The organism is Paenibacillus sp. JNUCC-31 (assembly GCF_014844075.1).
In the GTDB taxonomy this organism is placed as follows: Bacteria; Bacillota; Bacilli; order Paenibacillales; family Paenibacillaceae; genus Paenibacillus.
Genome location: NZ_CP062165.1, coordinates 1,878,364 through 1,899,891 on the forward strand (window position 1 = coordinate 1,878,364; position 21,528 = coordinate 1,899,891).

At 47.1% G+C, this 21,528-nt stretch carries 17 protein-coding genes and 1 tRNA gene; 2 read left to right on the top strand and 16 right to left on the bottom strand.

Annotation, left to right across the window (positions count from 1 at the left end):
- Nucleotides 1-33: 33 nt before the first annotated feature.
- The 16 genes from hemB to JNUCC31_RS08100 form a co-directional block, all read right to left on the bottom strand.
- Nucleotides 34-1,035: a porphobilinogen synthase gene (gene hemB / locus JNUCC31_RS08025; RefSeq protein ID WP_192270300.1), complete on the bottom strand. Its 1,002-nt coding sequence runs from the start codon at nucleotides 1,033-1,035 to the stop codon at nucleotides 34-36.
- A gap of 104 nt (nucleotides 1,036-1,139) precedes the next feature.
- Nucleotides 1,140-2,702 (bottom strand): uroporphyrinogen-III C-methyltransferase, encoded by a 1,563-nt coding sequence (cobA, locus tag JNUCC31_RS08030; protein WP_192270302.1) that lies wholly within the window; start codon nucleotides 2,700-2,702, stop codon nucleotides 1,140-1,142.
- Between the two features lie 4 nt (nucleotides 2,703-2,706).
- The gene (hemC, locus tag JNUCC31_RS08035; RefSeq protein WP_192270304.1) at nucleotides 2,707-3,663 is read right to left on the bottom strand and encodes a hydroxymethylbilane synthase; all 957 of its coding nucleotides are present in this window, start codon (nucleotides 3,661-3,663) and stop codon (nucleotides 2,707-2,709) included.
- 2 nt (nucleotides 3,664-3,665) lie between these two features.
- Nucleotides 3,666-4,316, bottom strand: a complete 651-nt coding sequence (locus tag JNUCC31_RS08040) for a precorrin-2 dehydrogenase/sirohydrochlorin ferrochelatase family protein (protein ID WP_192270306.1) — start codon at nucleotides 4,314-4,316, stop codon at nucleotides 3,666-3,668.
- A gap of 5 nt (nucleotides 4,317-4,321) precedes the next feature.
- Nucleotides 4,322-5,149: a cytochrome c biogenesis protein CcsA gene (gene ccsA, locus JNUCC31_RS08045; protein WP_379385324.1), complete on the bottom strand. Its 828-nt coding sequence runs from the start codon at nucleotides 5,147-5,149 to the stop codon at nucleotides 4,322-4,324.
- Nucleotides 5,150-5,163: 14 nt separating this feature from the next.
- Nucleotides 5,164-6,552 carry a glutamyl-tRNA reductase gene (gene hemA / locus JNUCC31_RS08050; RefSeq protein WP_192270308.1) on the bottom strand — a complete coding sequence of 463 codons (1,389 nt, stop codon included), beginning with the start codon at nucleotides 6,550-6,552 and terminating at the stop codon, nucleotides 5,164-5,166.
- Nucleotides 6,553-6,893: 341 nt separating this feature from the next.
- A complete protein-coding gene (gene speD, locus JNUCC31_RS08055; RefSeq protein ID WP_192270310.1) occupies nucleotides 6,894-7,292 on the bottom strand; it encodes an adenosylmethionine decarboxylase in 399 nt (132 codons plus the stop codon).
- Between the two features lie 319 nt (nucleotides 7,293-7,611).
- Nucleotides 7,612-8,202: a non-ribosomal peptide synthetase module gene (locus JNUCC31_RS08060; protein ID WP_192270312.1), complete on the bottom strand. Its 591-nt coding sequence runs from the start codon at nucleotides 8,200-8,202 to the stop codon at nucleotides 7,612-7,614.
- 269 nt (nucleotides 8,203-8,471) lie between these two features.
- Nucleotides 8,472-9,116, bottom strand: coding sequence for a ribosome biogenesis GTP-binding protein YihA/YsxC (gene yihA, locus JNUCC31_RS08065; RefSeq protein ID WP_192270314.1), 645 nt, complete (start codon nucleotides 9,114-9,116; stop codon nucleotides 8,472-8,474).
- 157 nt (nucleotides 9,117-9,273) lie between these two features.
- Nucleotides 9,274-11,613, bottom strand: coding sequence for an endopeptidase La (lon, locus tag JNUCC31_RS08070; protein WP_192270316.1), 2,340 nt, complete (start codon nucleotides 11,611-11,613; stop codon nucleotides 9,274-9,276).
- An 86-nt stretch (nucleotides 11,614-11,699) separates the two neighbouring features.
- Nucleotides 11,700-13,454 (bottom strand): ATP-dependent protease LonB, encoded by a 1,755-nt coding sequence (lonB, locus tag JNUCC31_RS08075; RefSeq protein WP_192270318.1) that lies wholly within the window; start codon nucleotides 13,452-13,454, stop codon nucleotides 11,700-11,702.
- A 169-nt stretch (nucleotides 13,455-13,623) separates the two neighbouring features.
- Nucleotides 13,624-14,721, bottom strand: a complete 1,098-nt coding sequence (gene ispG, locus JNUCC31_RS08080; RefSeq protein ID WP_090904393.1) for a flavodoxin-dependent (E)-4-hydroxy-3-methylbut-2-enyl-diphosphate synthase — start codon at nucleotides 14,719-14,721, stop codon at nucleotides 13,624-13,626.
- 122 nt (nucleotides 14,722-14,843) lie between these two features.
- Nucleotides 14,844-16,097 carry an ATP-dependent protease ATP-binding subunit ClpX gene (clpX, locus tag JNUCC31_RS08085; RefSeq protein WP_192270320.1) on the bottom strand — a complete coding sequence of 418 codons (1,254 nt, stop codon included), beginning with the start codon at nucleotides 16,095-16,097 and terminating at the stop codon, nucleotides 14,844-14,846.
- A gap of 12 nt (nucleotides 16,098-16,109) precedes the next feature.
- Entirely contained in the window at nucleotides 16,110-16,700 is a 591-nt protein-coding gene (gene clpP / locus JNUCC31_RS08090; protein ID WP_192270322.1) for an ATP-dependent Clp endopeptidase proteolytic subunit ClpP, read from the bottom strand.
- A gap of 379 nt (nucleotides 16,701-17,079) precedes the next feature.
- Nucleotides 17,080-18,420, bottom strand: a complete 1,341-nt coding sequence (tig, locus tag JNUCC31_RS08095) for a trigger factor (RefSeq protein ID WP_192270324.1) — start codon at nucleotides 18,418-18,420, stop codon at nucleotides 17,080-17,082.
- Nucleotides 18,421-18,555: 135 nt separating this feature from the next.
- The gene (locus JNUCC31_RS08100) at nucleotides 18,556-19,536 is read right to left on the bottom strand and encodes a hypothetical protein (RefSeq protein WP_416234385.1); all 981 of its coding nucleotides are present in this window, start codon (nucleotides 19,534-19,536) and stop codon (nucleotides 18,556-18,558) included.
- 187 nt (nucleotides 19,537-19,723) lie between these two features.
- On the opposite strand from JNUCC31_RS08100, the gene JNUCC31_RS08105 reads away from it, so the two are divergent.
- Together JNUCC31_RS08105 and JNUCC31_RS08110 are read left to right on the top strand one after the other, a co-directional pair.
- Nucleotides 19,724-19,797 (top strand) — tRNA-Arg (locus JNUCC31_RS08105).
- Between the two features lie 423 nt (nucleotides 19,798-20,220).
- Nucleotides 20,221-21,453 (top strand): CynX/NimT family MFS transporter, encoded by a 1,233-nt coding sequence (locus JNUCC31_RS08110; protein WP_192270326.1) that lies wholly within the window; start codon nucleotides 20,221-20,223, stop codon nucleotides 21,451-21,453.
- The last annotated feature ends 75 nt before the right edge of the window (nucleotides 21,454-21,528 follow it).

Here is a 21,528-nt window from a genome sequence, read left to right on the forward strand (position 1 = left end):
TGTTCATCTCATAGCTGTTATCAAAACAAGTTATTATTTCTCAGCCAGCCAGCGTGAAGCATCTTTTCCGTAGTAGGTAATAATCATATCTGCACCTGCGCGTTTCATGCTGAGCAGAATTTCCATGGCGACTTTCTTCTCATCAATCCAGCCTTGAATCGCAGCTGCTTTCACCATGGCATACTCTCCACTTACGTTATAAGCAACCAGTGGAAGATCGAATTGATCTTTAATCGTACGCATGACATCGAGATAGGACAGTGAAGGTTTCACCATCAACATATCCGCGCCTTCCAACACATCCGTCTCCGCTTCACGCAACGCTTCACGAGCGTTCGCCGGATCCATCTGATACGACTTGCGATCTCCGAATTGAGGTGTGGAATCCGCAGCTTCGCGGAATGGACCATAGAATGCTGAAGCATATTTTACAGAATAGGACATAATCGGAATGTGACTAAAACCATTCTCATCCAGTCCGGCGCGGATGGCTTGTACAAATCCGTCCATCATGTTGGATGGGGCAATAATATCCGCACCCGCCTTGGCTTGCGACACGGCTGTTTTCACGAGCAGATCCAGCGATTCGTCATTGAGAACATCTCCGCATATATGACCGTCGATTTCAACCGTGTGTACCATGCCACAATGACCGTGATCCGTGAATTCACACAGGCAGGTATCTGCAACAACGAGCAGCTCCGGATACCAGGATTTGATCAACTTCGTGGCTTCCTGAACAATGCCATTATCCGCGAATCCTGACGAACCGACAGGATCTTTGGTTTCCGGAATACCGAATAACAGCACAGCTGGAATACCGAGTTCCGCAATCTCCTTCACTTCTTCCTGTAAACGGTCCAGCGAGAAGCGGAATACGCCAGGCATGGATTTGATCTCGGATTTCACATTTTCACCATAGGTAACATAGATCGGTTGGATAAAGTCATCCACAGTCAAATGGGTCTCTCTCACCATATTGCGAATACCTGCGGATTGACGTAAACGGCGATGCCGCACTATTGGAAAACTCATACGTGTGAAACCTCCTATTCATTTGGTGGGCAAAAAGCGAAGCGCGCCGGTATCGTAACGAATTCAGCACGCTTCATCTATCGATTGCGGTTCAATTTATAGAATCAATGAGGAAATGCAGCTTCTGTAGCCGGCTTCCGTTTCCACTCACATAAAACAGAGATCAGGCTCTCAATGGTAGCTTCTTCAGCCATCAAAGTGACGTTCAACCCGGCTGCCTCAGCTGTCTTCGCTGTAACGGGTCCGATACAAGCAACCTCTACATTTTTCAATAAAGGCAAAGGGTCCTGCAATCCCATTCGTTTAAGAATGTTCATGAAATTGGTGACGGTGGATGAACTCGTGAAGGTCACCGCATGAATGCCGCCCTCTTCAAGCAGTTTCAACAGTTCATCATCATCCTCACCAGCCAGAATGGTGTCATAGATAATCGCCTCGGTGACCTGCAGTCCCCGTTCCCTCAACTGTTCAGGCAACCAGGAGCGCGCGAGGTCTCCATGCGGTAACAGAACCCTCTGGCCTTCCTTCAGTTCGCTTTCGAACGCTTCAAGCATGCCTTCTGCCTGAAATGGTCCCTGGATGACCTCAGCAACAATGCCATATTTACGGAGAGCTTCCCCGGTGGAAGGTCCCACCGCAGCAACTCTAGCTTGATGCATGGAGCGGACATCCTTGCCCTGTTCCTGCAAATGACGAAAGAAAAATTCCACCCCGTTCACACTCGTGAAAAATACCCAGTCAAATGTATTTAACGCACCAAAGGCTTGTTTGACACTTTCTTGTGCCGACTCCCCTGATGGCATCACGGTCTCAATCACCGGGAACTCGTAAGGTTCCCCGCCCAGTTCTTCAATCCGGTTCACCAATTCACTAGCCTGACTGCGTGCCCGGGTCACCAGAATTCGTTTGCCAAACAGCGGCAGTGCTTCCGCCCATTTCAATTGTTCCCGTTGGTTTACAACATCACCGACAACAATGACAGCTGGCGGTTGAAAGTTCGCAGCGATGACTTTTGCTTCGATATCCTCAAGTGTGCCTGTGATCGTGTCCTGCTCTGCTCTGGTTCCCCAGCGGACCAATGCAACTGGTGTTTGCGACGGACGTCCATGACGGATTAATTGCTCACTAATATAACCAATTTTGGCGACGCCCATCATGAACACAAGTGTGCCCGTTGCATTTGTCACTTTATCCCAGTGGATACTGCGATCAAGCTTGTCCGGACTTTCATGCCCCGTAATAATGGAGATGGATGAAGCATAGTCGCGGTGGGTCACGGGTATTCCGGCGTAAGCAGGTACACTTATGGCTGCGGTTACCCCAGGTACGATTTCATAAGGAACACCGTTTTTGCGGAGCAAATCAGCCTCTTCACCTACGCGTCCAAATATCGTCGGGTCTCCCCCTTTAAGCCGGACCACAACTTTTCCTTCCAGAGCAAGATCCACCAGTAACTGGTTGATCTCTTCCTGCTTCATCGTGTGTCGATCCGGCCGTTTACCTACATATATCTTCACCGCGCCGGGCTTCATTTGTTTAAGCAATCTCGGACTTGCCAGCCGATCGTACACGACAGCATCCGCTTTACCGATCGTTTCCCAACCCTTAACCGTAATCAGTTTGGCATCCCCTGGACCAGCACCTACCAAAAAGACCTTTCCCACCATATCTTCATCCCCTAACTTCTGCCAGTATCTGCTCTGCTCCCCGTTCAATCAATCTCCAAGCCACTTCTTCACCAAGACGAACCGGATCTTTCCCTGTCAGAGTTTCTTTAAGAATCAGCCCACCGTCCGGTGTACCGACCATACCTGTTAATTGTAACGCGTTTTGTCCATTCGGGGAAACTGCATCTTGCTGTGGCACCCATATGGCATGAGCTCCAATCGGAACCTGGCAGCCTCCATTCAGTACGCTAAGGAAGCGTCGTTCAGCCAACACAGGTAATGCCGTTTCCGGGTCATTGTACAACTGTAACAGGTGAAGCAGCTCAGCATCATCTTCACGGCACTCAATGCCCAACGCCCCCTGACCTACTGCGGGAAGACAAGCCTCCTCTGAGAGATATTCCGTAATCCGATCCTGCCATCCCATTCGATACAAACCAGCCGCAGCCAAAATAATGGCATCCAAACCTTCTGTCTCCAGCTTCCGTAAACGGGAATCAATATTGCCGCGAAGAGATTCAAGTTGCAAATCCGGGCGGTATGCCTTTAATTGACTGGAACGGCGCAGGCTGCTTGTCCCGACTTTTGCACCTTCAGGCAGTTGATCGAGCGTAAGTCCTCCATTGGAAATCAAGGCATCCCGTGGGTCTGCACGACGCGGAACAGCTCCATTCGTCAATCCTTCAGGCAACTCTGAAGGCATATCCTTCATACTATGAACGGCCATGTCGATCGCGTGATCCATCATTGCCTGTTCGATCTCTTTGACAAACAGTCCCTTGCCTCCGACTTTGGACAGTGTTACGTCAAGAATCAAATCTCCTTTTGTAACGATTTTATGTACTTCAAAGTCAAAAGCTAATCCTTCTCGCTCACAAATATCACGTAAGTCCTGAATGACATGACCAGTCTGAGTCAAAGCAAGTGCGCTTTGTCTGCTTCCCACTTTAATTGTCCGCATATCTACACGTCCTCCTGATTATGGGATATCCAGTCCCCAATTTGTTCTTCGGTCCAATACTGAAACTGTCCTGTACGAATATGTTCCAGCACATCCATCTCGGTTAAACGACGGAGCAATTTTCCCCGCAGACTCGGAGAAGATACACGTGCCTTCACTTCCATCCTCATCTGATACAAAAAATCAATATATGTCTCGTATTCCTCTCCAAATTGCTGTTCCAGCGTGGCACGAATCTCTGCTGCAGCTGCAGGGCCTGCTCCAGCAGTCGATATCGCGATACTCAGCCTGCCTCGTCTCACCACACTTGGTGTAATAAAGGTACTGTTCTCGGCCGACATGGCGTCATTGACCAGTATACCCGCTTCTTCAGCTTCACGTACAACGGATAAGTTCACTTCACTATGATCCGTTGCTGCATATACGAGAAAGGCCCCCCGCAAATCTCCATTGCGGTAGGACCGGGCTATCCATTGAATTCGGGAATCCTGATGCAATTGTTGTAATGTTGACGTAATTTCCGGGCTGATCACCGTGATCTGTGCCTCCGCATGGAGCAAACCTTTTATTTTACGTTCTGCAACACGCCCGCCTCCAATTACACAGCATGACTTCCTCGATAAATCTACAAATATCGGCGTGTATCGTTCCATCCCTTTCACACTCCCGTCCAACGATGAAACGCTGAATATGCATTGGATAAAAAACTAATAATGACAAAGCCATAACCGATCAGCGTCCATCTTGCCATAATGACTGTAGAGAATTGTTTCCTTCTTTTGAAGACGAAGTACCCCACATAAATAGCTATGGCAAGCCCTGTTGCTATAACTTTGAGATCCAACAGCAGACTCCAGCGTGTTTCGGCCACTATAGACAACACCGCGAGCATGACCGAAACACCAAGGAGAGGCGTACCAATCAATGTGGCCGTATCCATGTATTTACCGATTACTTCCAAACTCGGCAAACGACGGACGGTATCATTCCACTTTTTATGCTTCAGCTTGCGGTGCAGGAACAGATATAACATGGCAAACACTGCAGCAACGGTTAACGCTGCAAATCCAAGATTGGCCAATGTGATATGCATAATGAGCAGTCCATGCACAGTCTGCCAATTGTGTAATGAAATCTCTCCTGCCGTGAACCACAATCGGTTCAAAACGGTTACGGAGAACCCCACAACATTTAGCAGCAAGATAACAAATTCAGAACGCTGAACACGTGTCATTACAAGAGACATCAGTACAATGCTGAATGAAAATAGAAACAAAAAATCAAAAGTTGTATAGAATGGAAAGTGGCCTTCGATCCACATACGCAGAATGACATGCGTCACCTGCAGACCCCAAACAACAACAAGAAACCCTGTGCCTGTCCGCTTCGCCCCCACATTGCGTCGAATGCAGTCCGAGAAATAGAACAGTAGGCTCAGGGCATACATATAAATTAAAGCTTCATAGACTTGTTCAGCAAGGGTCAAGCTGCCCACCCACCTTATACGCCTGCCGGAGCATAAGCCGGCACGGGATCTTGCCGGGTATCGTTAAGATGAACGACGGCTGGTTTGCGCAATGCCGTAGCATCGCTCTGGTTCACTTTCTCAGCGGCCCCCTCTACTGCATTCTCCAGGGCAAAAATCTGAGTAAACATGCGCAGCGCTTCATCACCGTGCTTGGTTCCTGCCATTTCCTTGATCCGGTTAATCGGATCTGTCGTCATTTGATTCACGATACTCTTGGTCAAGCGACGAATGACTTTTCGTTGATGTTCATCCAGTTCAGGCAACTTGTTGAACAGACTATCCATCGTCTCTTCATGGATGGAAGCACCTTTCTCCTGCAAGGCACGAATCACAGGACGAACACCCAGTGTTTTGAGCCATTGATAATAGTCTTCCATCTCGAGTTCAATCATTCTCTCAATCTTGGCAGCTTCCACCTTGCGCATCTCCAGGTTGCTCTCCACGATTCCTTCCAGATCATCAATATCATAGAGAAATACATTGGATAACTCACCAATCGCCGGATCAATATCCCGCGGAACGGCAATATCAATCAGGAACAGCGGGCGCGATTGGCGGCGCTTCATACTATCCCGGACAACGGTCGCATCCAGTATATAACGCTCAGCCCCTGTGGAACTGATCACAATATCAACTTCATTTAACCGATCCAATGCCTGCTCCATCGTACACGGAGTTCCTCGGAACTTGGCTGCCAATTCTTCGGCCCGCGCAAGTGTACGATTCGCCACGATCACTTCGGATGCTCCATTAGCATAGAGATGTTTCACTGTAAGTTCACTCATTTTGCCGGCACCCAGGATCAGCACCTTCTTGTCTGTGAACATGCCAAAAATCCGTTTGCCCAGTTCAACAGCAGCATAACTTACAGAAACCGCACTTTCCCCAATTGAGGTTTCCGAATGTGCCCGTTTACCCAATGTAACTGCTTGTTTAAACAGCATGTTAAACCATGTTCCGGTGGCCTTCTCTTCCTGAGCTTTGAAAAAAGCCTGTTTCACCTGCCCAAGAATCTGAGTCTCACCAATGACCATGGAGTCCAGTCCACAAATGACACGGAACAAATGGCGCATGGCCTGATCATCTTCATATATATATAAGTGTTGCGTAAATTCTTCCCGCGGAACATTAAACCACTGTTCCATGAATGTCCGAATAAAATAACCACACATGTGAAGACGGTCTACCACAACATACAACTCGGTACGGTTACATGTGGCTACGATTACACCTTCCAATACACTCTTGGTCAGCTTGAGCTGCTGCAGCGCTTCAGACAAGTCCTTTTCTGCAAATGTGAATCGTTCCCTAACCTCTACAGGCGCCGTGCGATAATTCAAACCAACGACAACGATGTGCATTGCAAGTTCACCTGCCTAATAAATTTCCAATCAAAGTGTTTTCTACATATGTCTATCCATTTATGATTGACATGGTTAATTATATCACATATCCATACGGTGACCGGGCCATTTTTATGAAATGTTTATGAAATCCCCATGTAGATCATCTTATGCATGGTCATTTATTGTAGTGTCTCACCAATCTTCACCGTTATTCCTTAATCCCTCTTTAACGATGAAGATTTTCTGAAACTTGATATAAAACAAATAGCCATGGAATTTCCATGACTATAAAGGTTGGGATGATTTACGTTTCCACCCCAAATATGTGAACATTGTTCATGCGTTGTTTTTCAACATTAGATCCACTCGATTTGTTTCATTTCTGGTGTTTCAACTTGAAATTCGCCCAATCCGCGTACCAGTTTCTTTGCGTACGTTTTCTCAGGTTTTAATACGGATACCAGGTAGTCAATGGCCAGTTGTGGGTCTACCGTCTCCCCGCACGTGTAGCAATCAATCGCTGCAAAACCTCTTTCAGGGTACGTGTGAATCGAGAGATGGCTCTCAGACAGCAGTACAAGCACTGTGGCTCCTTGTGGCTCAAACTGCTTGGATTGTACGGACATCACTGTCGCGCCACATGCCTCCGCTGCTTCAACCAGTTGAGCTTGCAAATACTCCGCACTGTTCAGTAGATCAAAGTCGACACCCCAGGCATCAACAGCAACGTGTCTTCCGAAAGTTGAATATTCCATCCTTCGGCTCCCCCTTCCTAGGAATAAAATGTTTGAAAAAATTTCATCCGCTAGGACCTACGTCATTCACTTCCCGAGGTAATAATCTCTCGCAACATATAATGTCCTGAGTGAATCCTGGTTCCTATATTCTTTTCAACGAGATTAAAAATAACATCTATTCAAATGGAATGCAACCCTTTTCCGGAAGTAAAAAAATAAAAAATTTAAACTTGCAAAGACCAAAAAATCCCCTTTTGCTGGAACCAGGCAAGTGCCATGGGTCAGAGCTTTAGGGGATGTTTACTTGCATATATCGGGTATGACTTTCACCCTTAGATCAATAAGCCTCAAGCTCAAACATCCGTTGTCGGCGGAGAGCGATTTGCTCATCAATCTGATGGAGTTGTTCAGAAGTAGAAGCATGATTTCTTGTATCTAGGAGTGAATCAATCTCGGCGTATATCCGATTAATCTCGCGCTCAACATCCCGAGCCTGGAACAGATGTTGCAATTCAAGCAGCGTATTTTTGTATTCGTAAATGACACGGACATTCTCCCCGGTCTGCTCCACAATTTTACGGACAGTGCCACGAGCATAAACATACGTCATAGTGAACTCTTCGTAAATTCGATGAACAACGCCGTCACCCTTAAAGGCCATAAAGAGCTTCCGGACTACGTTGGTCAGATGAGGGTTTACCAGGCGGCAAGATAACTCACAGATATAAAACCCTTCAAGGCGGTCAAAAGGGAAATGAACTTCCTCTCCACTCACATCCTCTAGCACGATCTCCTGGCAACCATTCTCCAGCACCTTGACTCGATGATGAATCCGGCCGTCTTCTGTCATGTGCAAAAACTGATGCATCTGGGGTTCTGACAATTTAAAAGTGGCTTTAACGTACTCTGTGGCTAACCGCTGAGCCATACAAATCTCCTCAATTCTTTCCCGATTGTCTTGCCTTCCTGTACCTGTGGCAGTGATCTCAAAATTTTTCAGGCCGGCAAGGCCGGTATTTTGGTTACTGTTGGCACAAATGCACTTATATTCATTATACACTGTCGTCTCACTATTTCGCTCTAAACCAAAACAGGATTTCTTACGAAATTCCAGAAAATTACGGATTAATCTTGGATCTCATTAAAGATACACCTAGGTTGCTCACTTTCCTGCATTAAAACGCCGCAATCTCTCGTTTATCCGTTAATTTCGTGGCTTTCGTCAGCCTGTGCTTCTTCTTCCACCGAAGCTTCACCGATCCCGGCATGGCGAGTAATGATCTCCCATAATTCTTCTTTACCCAACCCCTCTTCGGATGAAAAGGGCACAAACAGATCGCCAGGACGAAGATCCAAAGCTTCCTTGATCACTTTGATATGTTTGGCTCTGCGCGTTTTTGGAATCTTGTCCATCTTTGTCGCTACCACAACGAGAGGCAGACCGTGATGGCGGAGCCAGTCGTTCATCATCATGTCATCCTTGGATGGTTCATGTCTCATATCCACCATTTGCATGACCAACTTCAATTCTTTCCGTTCCAGCAAATATTTCTCCATCATTTTGCCCCAGGCAAAACGCTGCTGCTTCGACACTTTGGCATAACCATATCCAGGGAAATCCACAAAATAGAGATCCTGATTGATCTTGTAATAGTTCAATTGCTGTGTCTTACCAGGGGTAGAGCTCGTCCGTGCCAGATTTTTGCGATTAATCAAACGGTTAATCAAAGATGATTTCCCCACATTTGATCTTCCTGCCAAGGCAATCTCGGGCAGGCCGTCCTCGGGGTATTGTTCAGGCCGAACGGCGCTGATAATAAATTCGGATTGATTTACTTTCATATTGTATCTGTCCTCTCTTGAACGCGTATGCTCTTAATTGAAAGCTGATGTTGGTATTATGCCATGGATTGTTCTATCATACCAAAAAAACCGTTCCAACGGACGCCAAAGCTTCCGCAGAACGGTTTACTCTTCATACGATCCCTCGTTTAACGGGCTACAGATGTAATCCTGCCTGTTCCACAAGTGCATGTTGCAGCACCTGATCCATATGGGCCACGGGGACAAATTCCACATCTTCCTTGATGCTGTCCGGAATATCCCGCAGGTCCCGCTCGTTATCCTTGGGCAATAATATTTTTTTGTAACCGGCCCGGTGAGCTGCCAGTGATTTTTCCTTCAGTCCGCCGATTGGTAACACACGGCCACGTAGCGTTATTTCGCCTGTCATGGCAATATCTTTGGATACATGTTTGTTCGTCAGAGCAGAGATCAACGCTGTCGCCATTGTAATCCCGGCAGATGGTCCATCCTTGGGAATAGCCCCTTCCGGAACGTGAATATGGATATCGTTCTTTTCATGGAAGTCAGACGGAATTCCCAATTGTTCAGCTTTGGATCGGGTGTAGCTGAATGCTGCTTGAGCCGATTCCTTCATGACATCGCCCAGTTTACCTGTCAAAGTCAGCTTGCCCGTTCCAGGTACCACCGTAACTTCAATCACAAGGGTATCTCCACCCACCTCAGTCCATGCAAGACCTGTAACCGTACCGATCTGATCTTCCAGTTCGGCCATGCCGTATCGGAATTTGCCAGGGCCAAGGTAGTCTTTCACTTCATCCGATGTGATATTAATTTGACCTTCTACACCAGATACGATGTTTTTGGCCGCTTTTCGGCATAATGAAGCCATCTGCTGTTCCAGATTCCGCACCCCGGACTCCCGTGTATATTCACGAATGACACGCAACAAGCTGTCATCCCCGATATGCAGCTGATCTTCTTTCAGACCATGGTCCTGTTTCTGCTTCGGCAGCAAATAATTCTTGGCGATTTGCAGCTTCTCCAGTTCGGTATATCCCGGAATGTTGAGCATCTCCATCCGGTCCAGAAGCGGACGCGGAATGTTATGCACCGTGTTGGCGGTTGTTACAAACATAACGTTGGATAAGTCAAACGGTAACTCCACAAAGTGGTCACTGAATGTGTTGTTTTGCTCGGGATCAAGTACCTCAAGCAGCGCTGCGGAAGGATCCCCACGAAAGTCTGAGGCCATTTTGTCGATCTCGTCCAGCAGGAAAACCGGATTGAGTGAACCCGCCGTCTTCATGCCCTGAATGATACGGCCTGGCATTGCGCCCACATAGGTACGACGATGTCCACGAATTTCCGCTTCATCCCTTACGCCGCCAAGCGATATTCTGACAAACTCGCGGCCAAGCGATCTGGCAATGGAGCGCGCCAGTGACGTTTTGCCGACCCCTGGAGGTCCAACAAGACAGAGAATCGGCCCTTTAAGCTTTTTCACCAGCTTTTGAACAGCCAGATATTCAAGCACACGCTCTTTCGGTTTTTCCAAACCGTAATGATCTGCGTTGAGCACATCTTCTGCCTTCTGAATATCCAGGTCGTCGGCTGTCATCTGCGTCCAAGGCAGTCCCAGCAGCCAATCCACATAGTTGCGGATTACCCCGCCTTCAGCAGAACTCGATGGCATTTTCTCCAGACGATCAATTTCCTTTTCAACCTTTTCCTTTACCTTGTCCGGCAGGCCAAGAGCCTCCATCTGATTACGGAGTTCCTCAACCTCGCCTGCACGGCCCTCTTTCTCGCCCAGTTCTTTTTGAATCGCCTTCATCTGCTCGCGCAAATAATATTCCTTCTGGGTTTTCTCCATTTGTTTCTTCACTCGCTGGCTGATTTTGCGTTCAAGCTCCAGTACTTCCCTCTCATTGTTCAGGATGTCCAGCAGCTTCTCCAGCCGTTCCCGCACATCGATCGTCTCCAAAATCTCCTGTTTGTCCTTGATCTTCAGAGACAGGTGACTTGTGATAACATCGGCCAATCGACCTGGTTCTTCAATATCAGACACGGCCGCAAGTGTCTCAGGTGTAACCTTTTTGGACAAATTAATATAATTTTCGAACTGATTCAAAACGGTACGCATTAGCGCATCCGTTTCGGGACGGCTGTTCTCCTCTTCAGGAAGCTCCTGTGCCAGCACTTCGTAATACTCTTCGTTGTCCGTATATTCAATAATTTCAGCCCGTTCCAAGCCTTCCACAAGTACACGAATCGTTCCGTTTGGAAGCTTCAGCATCTGTCTGACCTTGGCTACGGTTCCGATTCTGAAAATGTCCTCTTGTGTTGGTTCTTCAATATTTACCTCGGCTTGGGAACATAGGAGAATCAAATGTTCTTCTACCATCGCTTTTTCTAAAGCCTTGACCGATTTCTCCCGGCCCACATCGAGATGCAGTACCATACTCGGGTAGACGAGAAGTCCTCTTAAAGGCAGTAAAGGAAAACGACGACCTTTCGCTTTGCTCGGTCCCATCGCTTTCGCACCTCCAATGGCTCTCAGGTTGTAGTCATTCATTATTCTATCAAATGTTCACATAAAAAACCAATGAAGGGAAGCGCTTAGCAGCTTCCCGAATCTGTTACCTGTCCTGGACGCGGCAAGTCAGCACGCAAATAAGAAGCGGATGCAGGTGGAAAAATTTCCGGTGAAGGTGGCGCTGCCTCTTCGGCAAGGTCCATTTGTTTCGCTTGCTCCTGATCAGGTACCCAGTCAAATACTTCTCGGAACACGTCCTCAACCGTATCCACCGGGATAACTCGTAAGCCATCCAGATTATCAAAGATGGACTGCCAATTCTCTGCCGGAATAATGACCGTCTTTGCCCCTGCCTGGAATGCAGCCTCTACTTTGGCCAGTACACCGCCGATCGGCTTCACCCGGCCATGAATACTAATCTCACCCGTCATCGCTGTCTCATGATCAATAAGACGCCCCTGGATGGCTGATGTAATGGCAGTGGCCATGGCAATCCCGGCAGACGGACCATCAATTGGCGTTCCACCCGGGAAATTAACGTGTAAATCGTAGTCGTTAGGACGAATACCCATGGCTTTTAATACGGTTAACACATTTTCAACCGAGCCTTTAGCCATGCTTTTTCGCCGGAGTGTGCGCGAACCGCCTCCAATCTCTTCTTCATCCACAACGCCCGTAATGTTGATTCGGCCCTGATCCCGAAGAGCCGGAACAGCAGATACTTCAATCTCCAAAATGGTACCCATATTCGGTCCATATACAGCCAAGCCATTGACAAAACCAATTTGTGGCCGCTGAGGCACCTTGCGATCTGGCCGGGGCTGAATCTGGCTGCTGCCAGCCACCCACTCCACATCGGACGCCTGCAGTGTTTCCCTTTTTTCGGTCAAGGCCAGCCCTGCAGCGAGCTGAATAATGTTCACCGCTTCACGCCCATTGGTTGCATATCGCTTGACCACATCGACAGCCTCCGGGCATGGACTGAATCCGATTTTCTGCACGGCATCTTCCGCTATTCGCCCGATCTCTTCGGGCAACAATGGACGGAAATAGACCTCCATGCACCGCGACCGCAAAGCTGGAGGCAGTTCATGGGGCGAACGTGTCGTCGCTCCGACAAGGCGAAAATCGGCTGGCAGACCATTTTGAAAAATATCGTGGATATAAGCAGGAGTATGCGTGTCTTCCGAGTTATAGTACGCACTCTCCAAAAACACCTTGCGATCCTCCAACACTTTAAGCAGCTTATTCATCTGGATGGAATGCAATTCACCAATCTCATCAATAAAAAGCATACCTCCGTGTGCCTTCGTAACAGCACCAGGTTTCGGTTGAGGAATGCCTGCTACCCCCATCGCTCCTGCTCCCTGATAGATTGGATCATGAACTGAACCAATCAAAGGGTCAGCAATCCCCCGTTCATCAAAACGGGCCGTTGTGGCGTCGAGTTCCGTGAATTTGGCATCGGGCTTGAAGGGAGAGGATGGATTCTTTTTAGCTTCTTCCAAAACTACCCTTGCAGCAGCTGTTTTCCCCACTCCTGGGGGGCCATATATAATGACATGCTGTGGATTAGCACTGCATAGCGCAGCTTTAAGGGCCCGGAGTCCGTCCTTTTGCCCCACAATGTCATTAATCGTTGCTGGACGTGTCTTCTCGGCCAAGGGTTTGGTGAGTGATATGGAGCGCAACTTCCGCAGTTTCTCCAGCTCCTTGCGGGATTCCCGCTCAACGGCACTGCGGTTTGTTTTCTGGCCACGAAGCAAATTCCAGAAATACAAACCAATCACCACACCAAAAAATAACTGAATCATCATTATGACCATACCAAATTCCATGTCTCCACATCCTCCTGTTCTGTCCCTATCTCATAAGAGATCATGCTAATACTTGGTAGTATAGCCTTTTCACCGAGACGTAAACGGGTGTACGGCAATTTGTATGTCAGAGAATGCAAAACAGCCCGTCATTGCTGACGGGCTGATGCAGGAAACATATATAAAAGAATCAGTGCGAGCGGCCTGGAATAACCCCTGTCGTTTCATAGGACTCCACGATTTTGTCGATCTCTTTTTTCAATTCCTCAACCATGATTTCTTCCGGCACTTTACGGATCATTTTACCATGTCGGAATAACAAGCCTTCTCCGCGTGCACCGGCAATTCCGATATCCGCTTCTTTTGCTTCGCCAGGACCGTTCACAGCACAACCTAGCACCGATACTTTGATCGGCACCTTGAGCTTGGAAATATACTCTTCCACCTCATTAGCAATGGAGAACAGATCGATATCCAAACGGCCACAGGTCGGGCATGAAATCAGCGTAGCTGCATTGGAAATCAGCCCAAAGGTTTTAAGCAGATCACGAGCAACTTTGATCTCCTCAACCGGGTCCGCACTAAGCGATATCCGCATTGTCGACCCAATGCCCATGGATAACAAGGCACCCATACCCGCAGAACTTTTGATTGTACCCGAGAACAACGTGCCCGCCTCGGTAATTCCCAGATGCAACGGATACTTGATGATTTGAGCGGCTTTGGTATACGCTTCAATCGCCATCGGTACATCCGAAGCTTTGAGGGATACAATGATATCATGGAAATCAAGCTCTTCCAGAATGCCAATGTGATACAATGCACTTTCTACCATAGCATCAGCCGTAGGATACCCATACTTCTCAAGCAAATGGTTTTCAAGCGAACCGGCATTTACCCCGATGCGAATCGGAATACCTTTCTCTTTGCAAGCCTTGACCACTTCTTCCACTTTGGATCGTTTACCGATATTGCCGGGATTAATCCGTACTTTATCGATGCCGTTCTCAATCGCAAGGAGAGCCAGTTTGTAATTAAAATGGATATCCGCTACGAGCGGAATATGAATCCGTTTTTTGATTTCCTTGATGGCTGCAGCAGCTTCTTCATTGTTCACCGTTACACGCACCACTTGGCAGCCTGCTTCTTCCAAACGCAAAATCTCTGCCACGGTTGCCTCAACGTCTGCCGTTTTCGTTGTACACATGCTCTGGATGATGACCTCGTTGCTGCCACCAATCGTTAAGTTCCCCACTTTTACGGGACGTGTATCTTGTCTTAAAAACATGAGTGATTTCTCTCCCCACAACGTCAAAGCTCCACCCTGACAGAGACATGATTCGCCTTCTGCCAGGAGTGGAGAACTGACAAGTCTATATTTCAGTGTTGAAACGGAATATTCACCTTGAATTAGGCACTTTCTTCCTGCTTGTCGTCCTTCGATTGGCTCAGTTCAGGCACGACTCTCTTCTCAACGACTTCTTCTGTAATGACACAGTTCGTAACATCATCACGGGAAGGCACTTCGTACATAATCTCAAGCATAATGCCTTCGATAATGGCACGCAGTCCACGTGCACCCGTGTTACGTTTAATGGCTTCCTTCGCAATCGCAAGCAATGCGGCTGGTTCGAACACCAGATTCACATTATCCAGCTCCAGCAATTTTTGATATTGTTTGGTCAGCGCATTTTTTGGCTCGGACAGAATCCGTACCAATGTATCTTCGTCCAGCGGCTCCAACGTGGAGATGACTGGCAGACGACCTACGAACTCCGGAATCAGACCGAATTTCAACAAGTCTTCCGGCAATACCATACCCAAATATTCGCCCGGTTTCAGATCTTTTTGCTCCGTAACAGTGTTAAAGCCGATCACTTTTTTACCGATCCGGCGTTTGATCATTTGTTCCAGGCCATCGAAGGCACCGCCGCAAATGAACAGGATGTTGGTGGTATCAATCTGGATGAATTCCTGATGTGGATGCTTACGGCCACCTTGTGGTGGTACGGAAGCTACAGTTCCTTCCAGAATTTTCAAGAGTGCCTGTTGAACACCTTCACCCGATACATCACGTGTAATGGATGGGTTCTCGGATTTACGTGCTACTTTATCAATTTCATCGATATAAATAATGCCGCGTTCTGCTTTTTCCACATCATAATCAGCAGCTTGAATCAGCTTCAGCAGAATGTTCTCTACATCCTCGCCGACATAACCTGCTTCAGTCAATGAAGTTGCATCAGCAATAGCAAAAGGAACATTAAGGATTTTGGCCATCGTTTGCGCCAGCAACGTTTTACCAGAACCCGTAGGTCCTAATAGCAAAATGTTACTTTTTTGCAATTCAACGTCCTCAATCTTGCTTTGTGTGTTGATGCGCTTATAGTGATTGTAAACCGCAACTGACAAAGACTTTTTCGCCTGATCCTGTCCAATAACATATTGGTCAAGAATGTCACGAATTTCTTTCGGTTTTGGAATATCTTTAAGGTCCAGTTCTTCGTCATGACCGAGCTCTTCCTCAACGATTTCGGTGCAAAGTTCGATACATTCATCACAAATGTAAACGCCTGGTCCAGCGACCAGTTTACGCACCTGTTCCTGAGATTTACCGCAAAAAGAGCATTTCAATTGCCCTTTCTCATCGTTAAATTTAAACATGAAACCACCCCTTTAGGAATTGATCGGTCTGCTGAGCACCTGGTCAATAATGCCGTACGTTTTGGCTTCTTCAGCACTCATGAAGAAGTCACGGTCGGTGTCCCGCTCGATTTTCTCAAGGGGTTGACCTGTACGATCGACGTATATTTGATTCAGTTTCTGACGTGTTTTAATAATCCATTCTGCGTGAATTTTGATATCCGCAGCCTGTCCCTGAACGCCGCCAAGCGGCTGATGAATCATCACTTCGCTGTTCGTCAGCGCAAATCGTTTGCCAGGAGCACCGGCTGTCAGCAATAACGAGCCCATGCTTGCTGCCATACCTACGCAAATGGTCGATACATCCGGCTTGATATATTGCATCGTATCGTATATACCCATCCCTGCGGTGACAGAACCACCAGGTGAATTAATGTACAAGCTGATATCCTTCTCTGGATCGTCGGCTGCCAAAAACAAAAGCTGCGCTATGACAAGATTGGCTACATCGTCATCAATCGCACTGGTTAAAAAAATAATGCGATCCTTCAGCAAACGCGAATATATATCGTAAGACCGCTCGCCTCGATTGGTTTGTTCAACAACCATTGGCACCAGACTCATGAGACCAACCTCTTTTCTACATGTAATTAGACATAGGCTACCTGTAAAGCAAACCCAAATTCATTCTAACACGTTCCTGTGACAATGTCATTTTTCACAAGTAGTGTCAAGACGAAGTGAGTTTATCTTTTTAGCCTGATCATATTTAACCATGTTTTCTATGTATGTGCAAATTGGAGCATTCCTATGCCGTTTCACCTTTTTTTTATTTAAAGTGGAACCATGGGATGTTAAATATGCATAACCATATATCGCAACGACTCACACCCATATTATTACTGAATCATCTATAAAATGGATGCCATAATTTAAAAATAAGGCACGCAATGATTCACGTGCCTTATCGTTTATTCAGCTGTTCATTACGTAACAGCTTGTCTTATTTTTCGTCAGCTTCTGCAGCAACTTCTTCAGCTGGAGCTTCAACAGCTTCAACAACTTTGCTGTTTTCAACGAGAACGTCAATCGTTTTACGCAGTTTCACTTCATCACGAAGGCTGTCCAGGGAACCATTACCTTCGAGAATGCCACGAATCTCCTCAGCAGGACGCTTGTAAGACTCAGCCATTTTTTCGAGCTCTTGGTTCACTTCTTCGTCAGACACTTCGATGTTTTCCGCTTTACCAACTGCTTCAAGAACCAGATTGTTGCGAACACGTTTGGAAGCATCTTCCTGCATTTGCGCTCTAAGGTCAGCTTGAGTTTGACCGGAGAAGCTCAGGAACATTTCCAGGTTCATTCCTTGGTTGCGCAGACGGTTGTCGAAATCACGCATCATGTTTTGTACTTCGCTGTCAACCATTGCAGAAGGAATGTCCACTTCAGCATTTTCAGCCACTTTTTCTACAACAGCATTTTCTTGAGCTGCTTTGGCTTCATCTGCTTTACGGGATTCCAATTGTGTTTTCAGATCAGCTTTGTACTCTTCAAGCGTTTCGAATTCGCTGACATCTTTTGCAAACTCGTCATCCAGCTCAGGAAGCTGTTTGCGTTTGATTTCATGTACTTTCACTTTGAATACCGCTTGTTTGCCAGCCAGTTCAGCTGCATGGTAGCTCTCTGGGAAAGTCACTTCAACGTCTTTGAAGTCGCCTGTGGACAGACCCACAACCTGCTCTTCAAATCCCGGGATGAATGTGTTGGAACCCAGTTCCAAGGAATAACGCTCAGCTTGTCCGCCTTCGAACGGTACACCATCAACGGAACCGTCAAAGTCGATTACAGCAACATCACCGTTTTGTGCAGAACCTTCGTCGATAACAACGAGTTCAGCGTGACGCTGTTGAAGACGCTCGAGCTCTTCAGTTACTTCTGCATCCGTTACTTCATGTTTGGCTACAGCAACTTCAACGCCTTTGTAGTCACCCAGTGTAACTTCAGGTTTAACGGTTACTTTCGCTTTGAACTTGAATACTTGTCCTTTAGCGAATTGTTCGATATCTACATCAGGACGATCAACCGGGAAAATATCCGTTTGGTCGATGGCTTCTGTATAAGCTTCAGGAAGCAAAATGTCGATGGCTTCTTGATACAAGCTTTCCACACCAAAACGAGCTTCGAAGATTGGACGTGGAACTTTACCTTTACGGAATCCAGGTACGTTTGCTTGTTTAACCACTTTATTAAAAGCTTTGTCGAGTGCTGCAGTTACACGATCTGCACCCACTTCAACCTCAAGAACCCCTAGGTTCTTCTCTATCTTTTCCCAAGTTGCTTTCATTGTATACTTTCCCCTCCAAAATTCACATGTTCACGTAGGCAATCACGTACAAAATAACCATTTTAGTATAAACAAGATTAGATTCTTTTTCAAGGGGAATCCCTTGATACGGTTTGAGGAAAACGTTTCCGACTCCTATTGACCGTCCAAACCGGCAGAAACAAACTGCTTCATCGATCGATATGCCTGCTCCAGACGAAAGCGCATCGCCCCTGTCACAGCATACATTGAGCGAGTATCTTCCTCGTCATGCGAACCGCCCAGACTGTCTGCAACGGTCATATGTAGAGCAGCTGCCCATATATCTGTCATGGAATCATTTTCTTCCAGCATGGACATGTAATCACGGGTTCCGTACACGGCCATGACATATTGAATCCACAGTTCTTGTGCAAAATAAAAGAGCGTAGGTTCATGAACCTCCGTCTGATCCGCTACCCGTTCAAGAATCTGAACAATCTGGAGCGGGAAATCCTCAGGTCTAAGAGGAACGGTATCTATCTCCACTTCAACCGGCTCATCCCCACGAGTAAATGCAATAACACCCTGAACACCACGGCGGCGCAATGTCTGCAGCACACGAAACTGAAGCAAGGGATGCAATGTCTTGTCTTTGAGCCAACCAGTCAGCGAATCATCAATCTCCGGCCGTTCGAGATAGGCAAGCTGTTCCAGCGCCAGCATCGTTTGTTCGGATAAAGGCTCTTCCATCACAGTTCGAAGCAGTTTATCAGCATAACCATCATCTTGCTCCAGTTTGGACCGGGCATGTTGACGTGCCATGTCCTCTTCACTGATTTCCTCTTCCTCGCGCTCTTCATGGACCACTGGTGGATCTTCCCCGTAATGAGGGAAAGCCGCTTGAAGCCATTCGAGCAACGCTCGCCATTCGTCGTAATGCCGTTCTTCCTGCCCTTGGCATTGCAGTAAAAAGCGAAGCAGGTCCATCGCTTCACCGTATCGTTCGTTTTCTAGCATAACCGTCAATTGAATCTGGTAATAGTCCAGCGTCTTAGGAAACAGCACGATATTGTTGCTGTGCTCGGTTTCCGGGGTCGTGGATTCCTTAATGGGAGCACCTCCTCTGTATCCAGAATCTCCAGTCGCAATAACCATAAATAGATGTATATTAAACGAAAATCGATCTATTTTTTTGAGTTCTTCTGATATTCTAACATAACCTTAATTATAATGAAAAAAACGTTACTGCCGCCAAATATAATATACGAAAAATAATTTAAAATAAAACGGTTGATATTCATGATTATTTATGATAAAATAATTTTTGCTTGAAAAATTTCGTGTCTCAGTAGCTCAGCTGGATAGAGCAACGGCCTTCTAAGCCGTCGGTCGGGGGTTCGAATCCCTTCTGGGACGTATTAAGAAAAGCTTCCTTCGGGAAGCTTTTTTTGCGTTCTGGGGATAAGAACCCCAATGGTTCGTCGGAGCATCCGCTTCGTTAGCGCTACTTCGCAGTCTCGACGGCAAGGAGAGTATCCCTTCTGGGACGTATTAAAAAAAGCTTCCTTCGGGAAGCTTTTTTTGCGTTCTGGGGATGAGAACCCCAATGGTTCGTCGGAGCATCCGCTTCGTTAGCGCTACTTCGCAGTCTCGACGGCAAGGAGAGTATCCCTTCTGGGACGTATTAAAAAAAGCTTCCTTCGGGAAGCTTTTTTTGCGTTCTGGGGATAATCTGCTCCGTTCGTTGTCTGTTGTTGACATGAGATGTTATGCTTAATTAGTGTATATGTTATATATCAAAGTATACATATTAGACAAATAACCCATAGGAGATTTGCCATGCCCTCATCTTTGCATCAAAACTCACCTGACCGTGCTGCAGTCGATAATTCATCGTCAGTATCCATGAAACTTGGACTCTTGCTGGCAGGCATTATCGTTATCGCAGCGACCATGCGTTCACCCATTACGGCAACAGGCCCTATCGTGGAACTGATCCGTGCAGATACAGGAATAAGTCATACGATGGCAGGGTTGCTTACCTCTCTTCCTTTGCTTGCCTTTGCGGCAATTTCTCCGTTTGCCCCACAACTGGCACGAAGATTCGGATTAGAAACGGCTTTGTTAACGGCCATAATTCTTGTAACCATAGGCGTAACCCTCCGGTTCATGCCCTCTGTTCCCATTCTCTTCGCAGGAACAGCGATTCTCGGATGTGGCATTGCCCTAAGCAACGTATTGCTGCCCAGTCTGATCAAGCGGGATTTCCCATTGCGAGTTGGACTAGTTACCGGCCTCTACTCCGTATCCATGAATATCTGGGGTGCCATCGCCTCAGGAATTAGTGTCCCCGCGGCAGGCTTGACCTCCATGGGATGGCACGCATCACTGGGTATGTGGGCCGTACTGTCCATTCTGGCACTGATTCTCTGGCTGCCTCACGTCCGTACAGGACGTCGTGGTGAAGTTTACGTGGCTTCGAGAACGGAAGCGAAGCCGGTTCGTCTGCGCTCTTCTTCCTTAGCCTGGTCTGTCACACTGTTCATGGGATTACAATCTTTAATTTTTTACACCACGATTACCTGGCTGCCCGAGATTTTATCTGATCAGGGTTTCAGTTCCTCTTCGGCGGGTTGGATGCTATCCCTGATGCAAATGGTTAGTGTTCCGGTAACGTTCATCGTTCCCATTCTGGCAGGACGCATGAAAGATCAACGTGGGTTGACTGCAATCACATCCTCATGTTTGATTCTGGGATATGCATTCCTTTTAAGCGGTATCCCCTCCCTCATAACCGTCGGTGTTGCTTTGGCCGGCGTGGGAGCCGGGGCTTCATTCGGACTTGTAACCATGTTTTTTGTACTGCGTACAGCCGATGCCAGACAAGCTGCAAGCCTATCGGGAATGGCTCAGTCATTCGGATATATGTTGGCGGCAGTCGGACCTTTGCTGTTCGGTGTGCTTCATGACTGGACCAAAGGATGGACCCTGCCGTTATTGGTACAGGTTATCGTTGCGATTGTTTTACTGATCGCAGGGATCAAGGCCAGCAAGAATAGAGTAATCGGTTAGATTTAAAAAAATGGATATCCATTCCATGTATGCAGCAAAATATAAAACCAAACGGCCTCCATCCCGCGAAATCGA

Coding starts and splice junctions, on each gene's coding strand:
- speD (WP_192270310.1), bottom strand. CDS start 7,292: ATGGAATATTCAACTTTCGGAAGACACGTTGCTGTTGATGCCTGGGGT.
- JNUCC31_RS08100 (WP_416234385.1), bottom strand. CDS start 19,536: ATGGTTATTGCGACTGGAGATTCTGGATACAGAGGAGGTGCTCCCATT.
- clpX (WP_192270320.1), bottom strand. CDS start 16,097: ATGTTTAAATTTAACGATGAGAAAGGGCAATTGAAATGCTCTTTTTGC.
- clpP (WP_192270322.1), bottom strand. CDS start 16,700: ATGAGTCTGGTGCCAATGGTTGTTGAACAAACCAATCGAGGCGAGCGG.
- JNUCC31_RS08040 (WP_192270306.1), bottom strand. CDS start 4,316: ATGGAACGATACACGCCGATATTTGTAGATTTATCGAGGAAGTCATGC.
- lonB (WP_192270318.1), bottom strand. CDS start 13,454: ATGGAATTTGGTATGGTCATAATGATGATTCAGTTATTTTTTGGTGTG.
- hemA (WP_192270308.1), bottom strand. CDS start 6,552: ATGCACATCGTTGTCGTTGGTTTGAATTATCGCACGGCGCCTGTAGAG.
- JNUCC31_RS08060 (WP_192270312.1), bottom strand. CDS start 8,202: ATGGCTCAGCGGTTAGCCACAGAGTACGTTAAAGCCACTTTTAAATTG.
- cobA (WP_192270302.1), bottom strand. CDS start 2,702: ATGGTGGGAAAGGTCTTTTTGGTAGGTGCTGGTCCAGGGGATGCCAAA.
- tig (WP_192270324.1), bottom strand. CDS start 18,420: ATGAAAGCAACTTGGGAAAAGATAGAGAAGAACCTAGGGGTTCTTGAG.
- JNUCC31_RS08110 (WP_192270326.1), top strand. CDS start 20,221: ATGCCCTCATCTTTGCATCAAAACTCACCTGACCGTGCTGCAGTCGAT.
- hemC (WP_192270304.1), bottom strand. CDS start 3,663: ATGCGGACAATTAAAGTGGGAAGCAGACAAAGCGCACTTGCTTTGACT.
- yihA (WP_192270314.1), bottom strand. CDS start 9,116: ATGAAAGTAAATCAATCCGAATTTATTATCAGCGCCGTTCGGCCTGAA.
- ispG (WP_090904393.1), bottom strand. CDS start 14,721: ATGTTTTTAAGACAAGATACACGTCCCGTAAAAGTGGGGAACTTAACG.
- lon (WP_192270316.1), bottom strand. CDS start 11,613: ATGGGACCGAGCAAAGCGAAAGGTCGTCGTTTTCCTTTACTGCCTTTA.
- hemB (WP_192270300.1), bottom strand. CDS start 1,035: ATGAGTTTTCCAATAGTGCGGCATCGCCGTTTACGTCAATCCGCAGGT.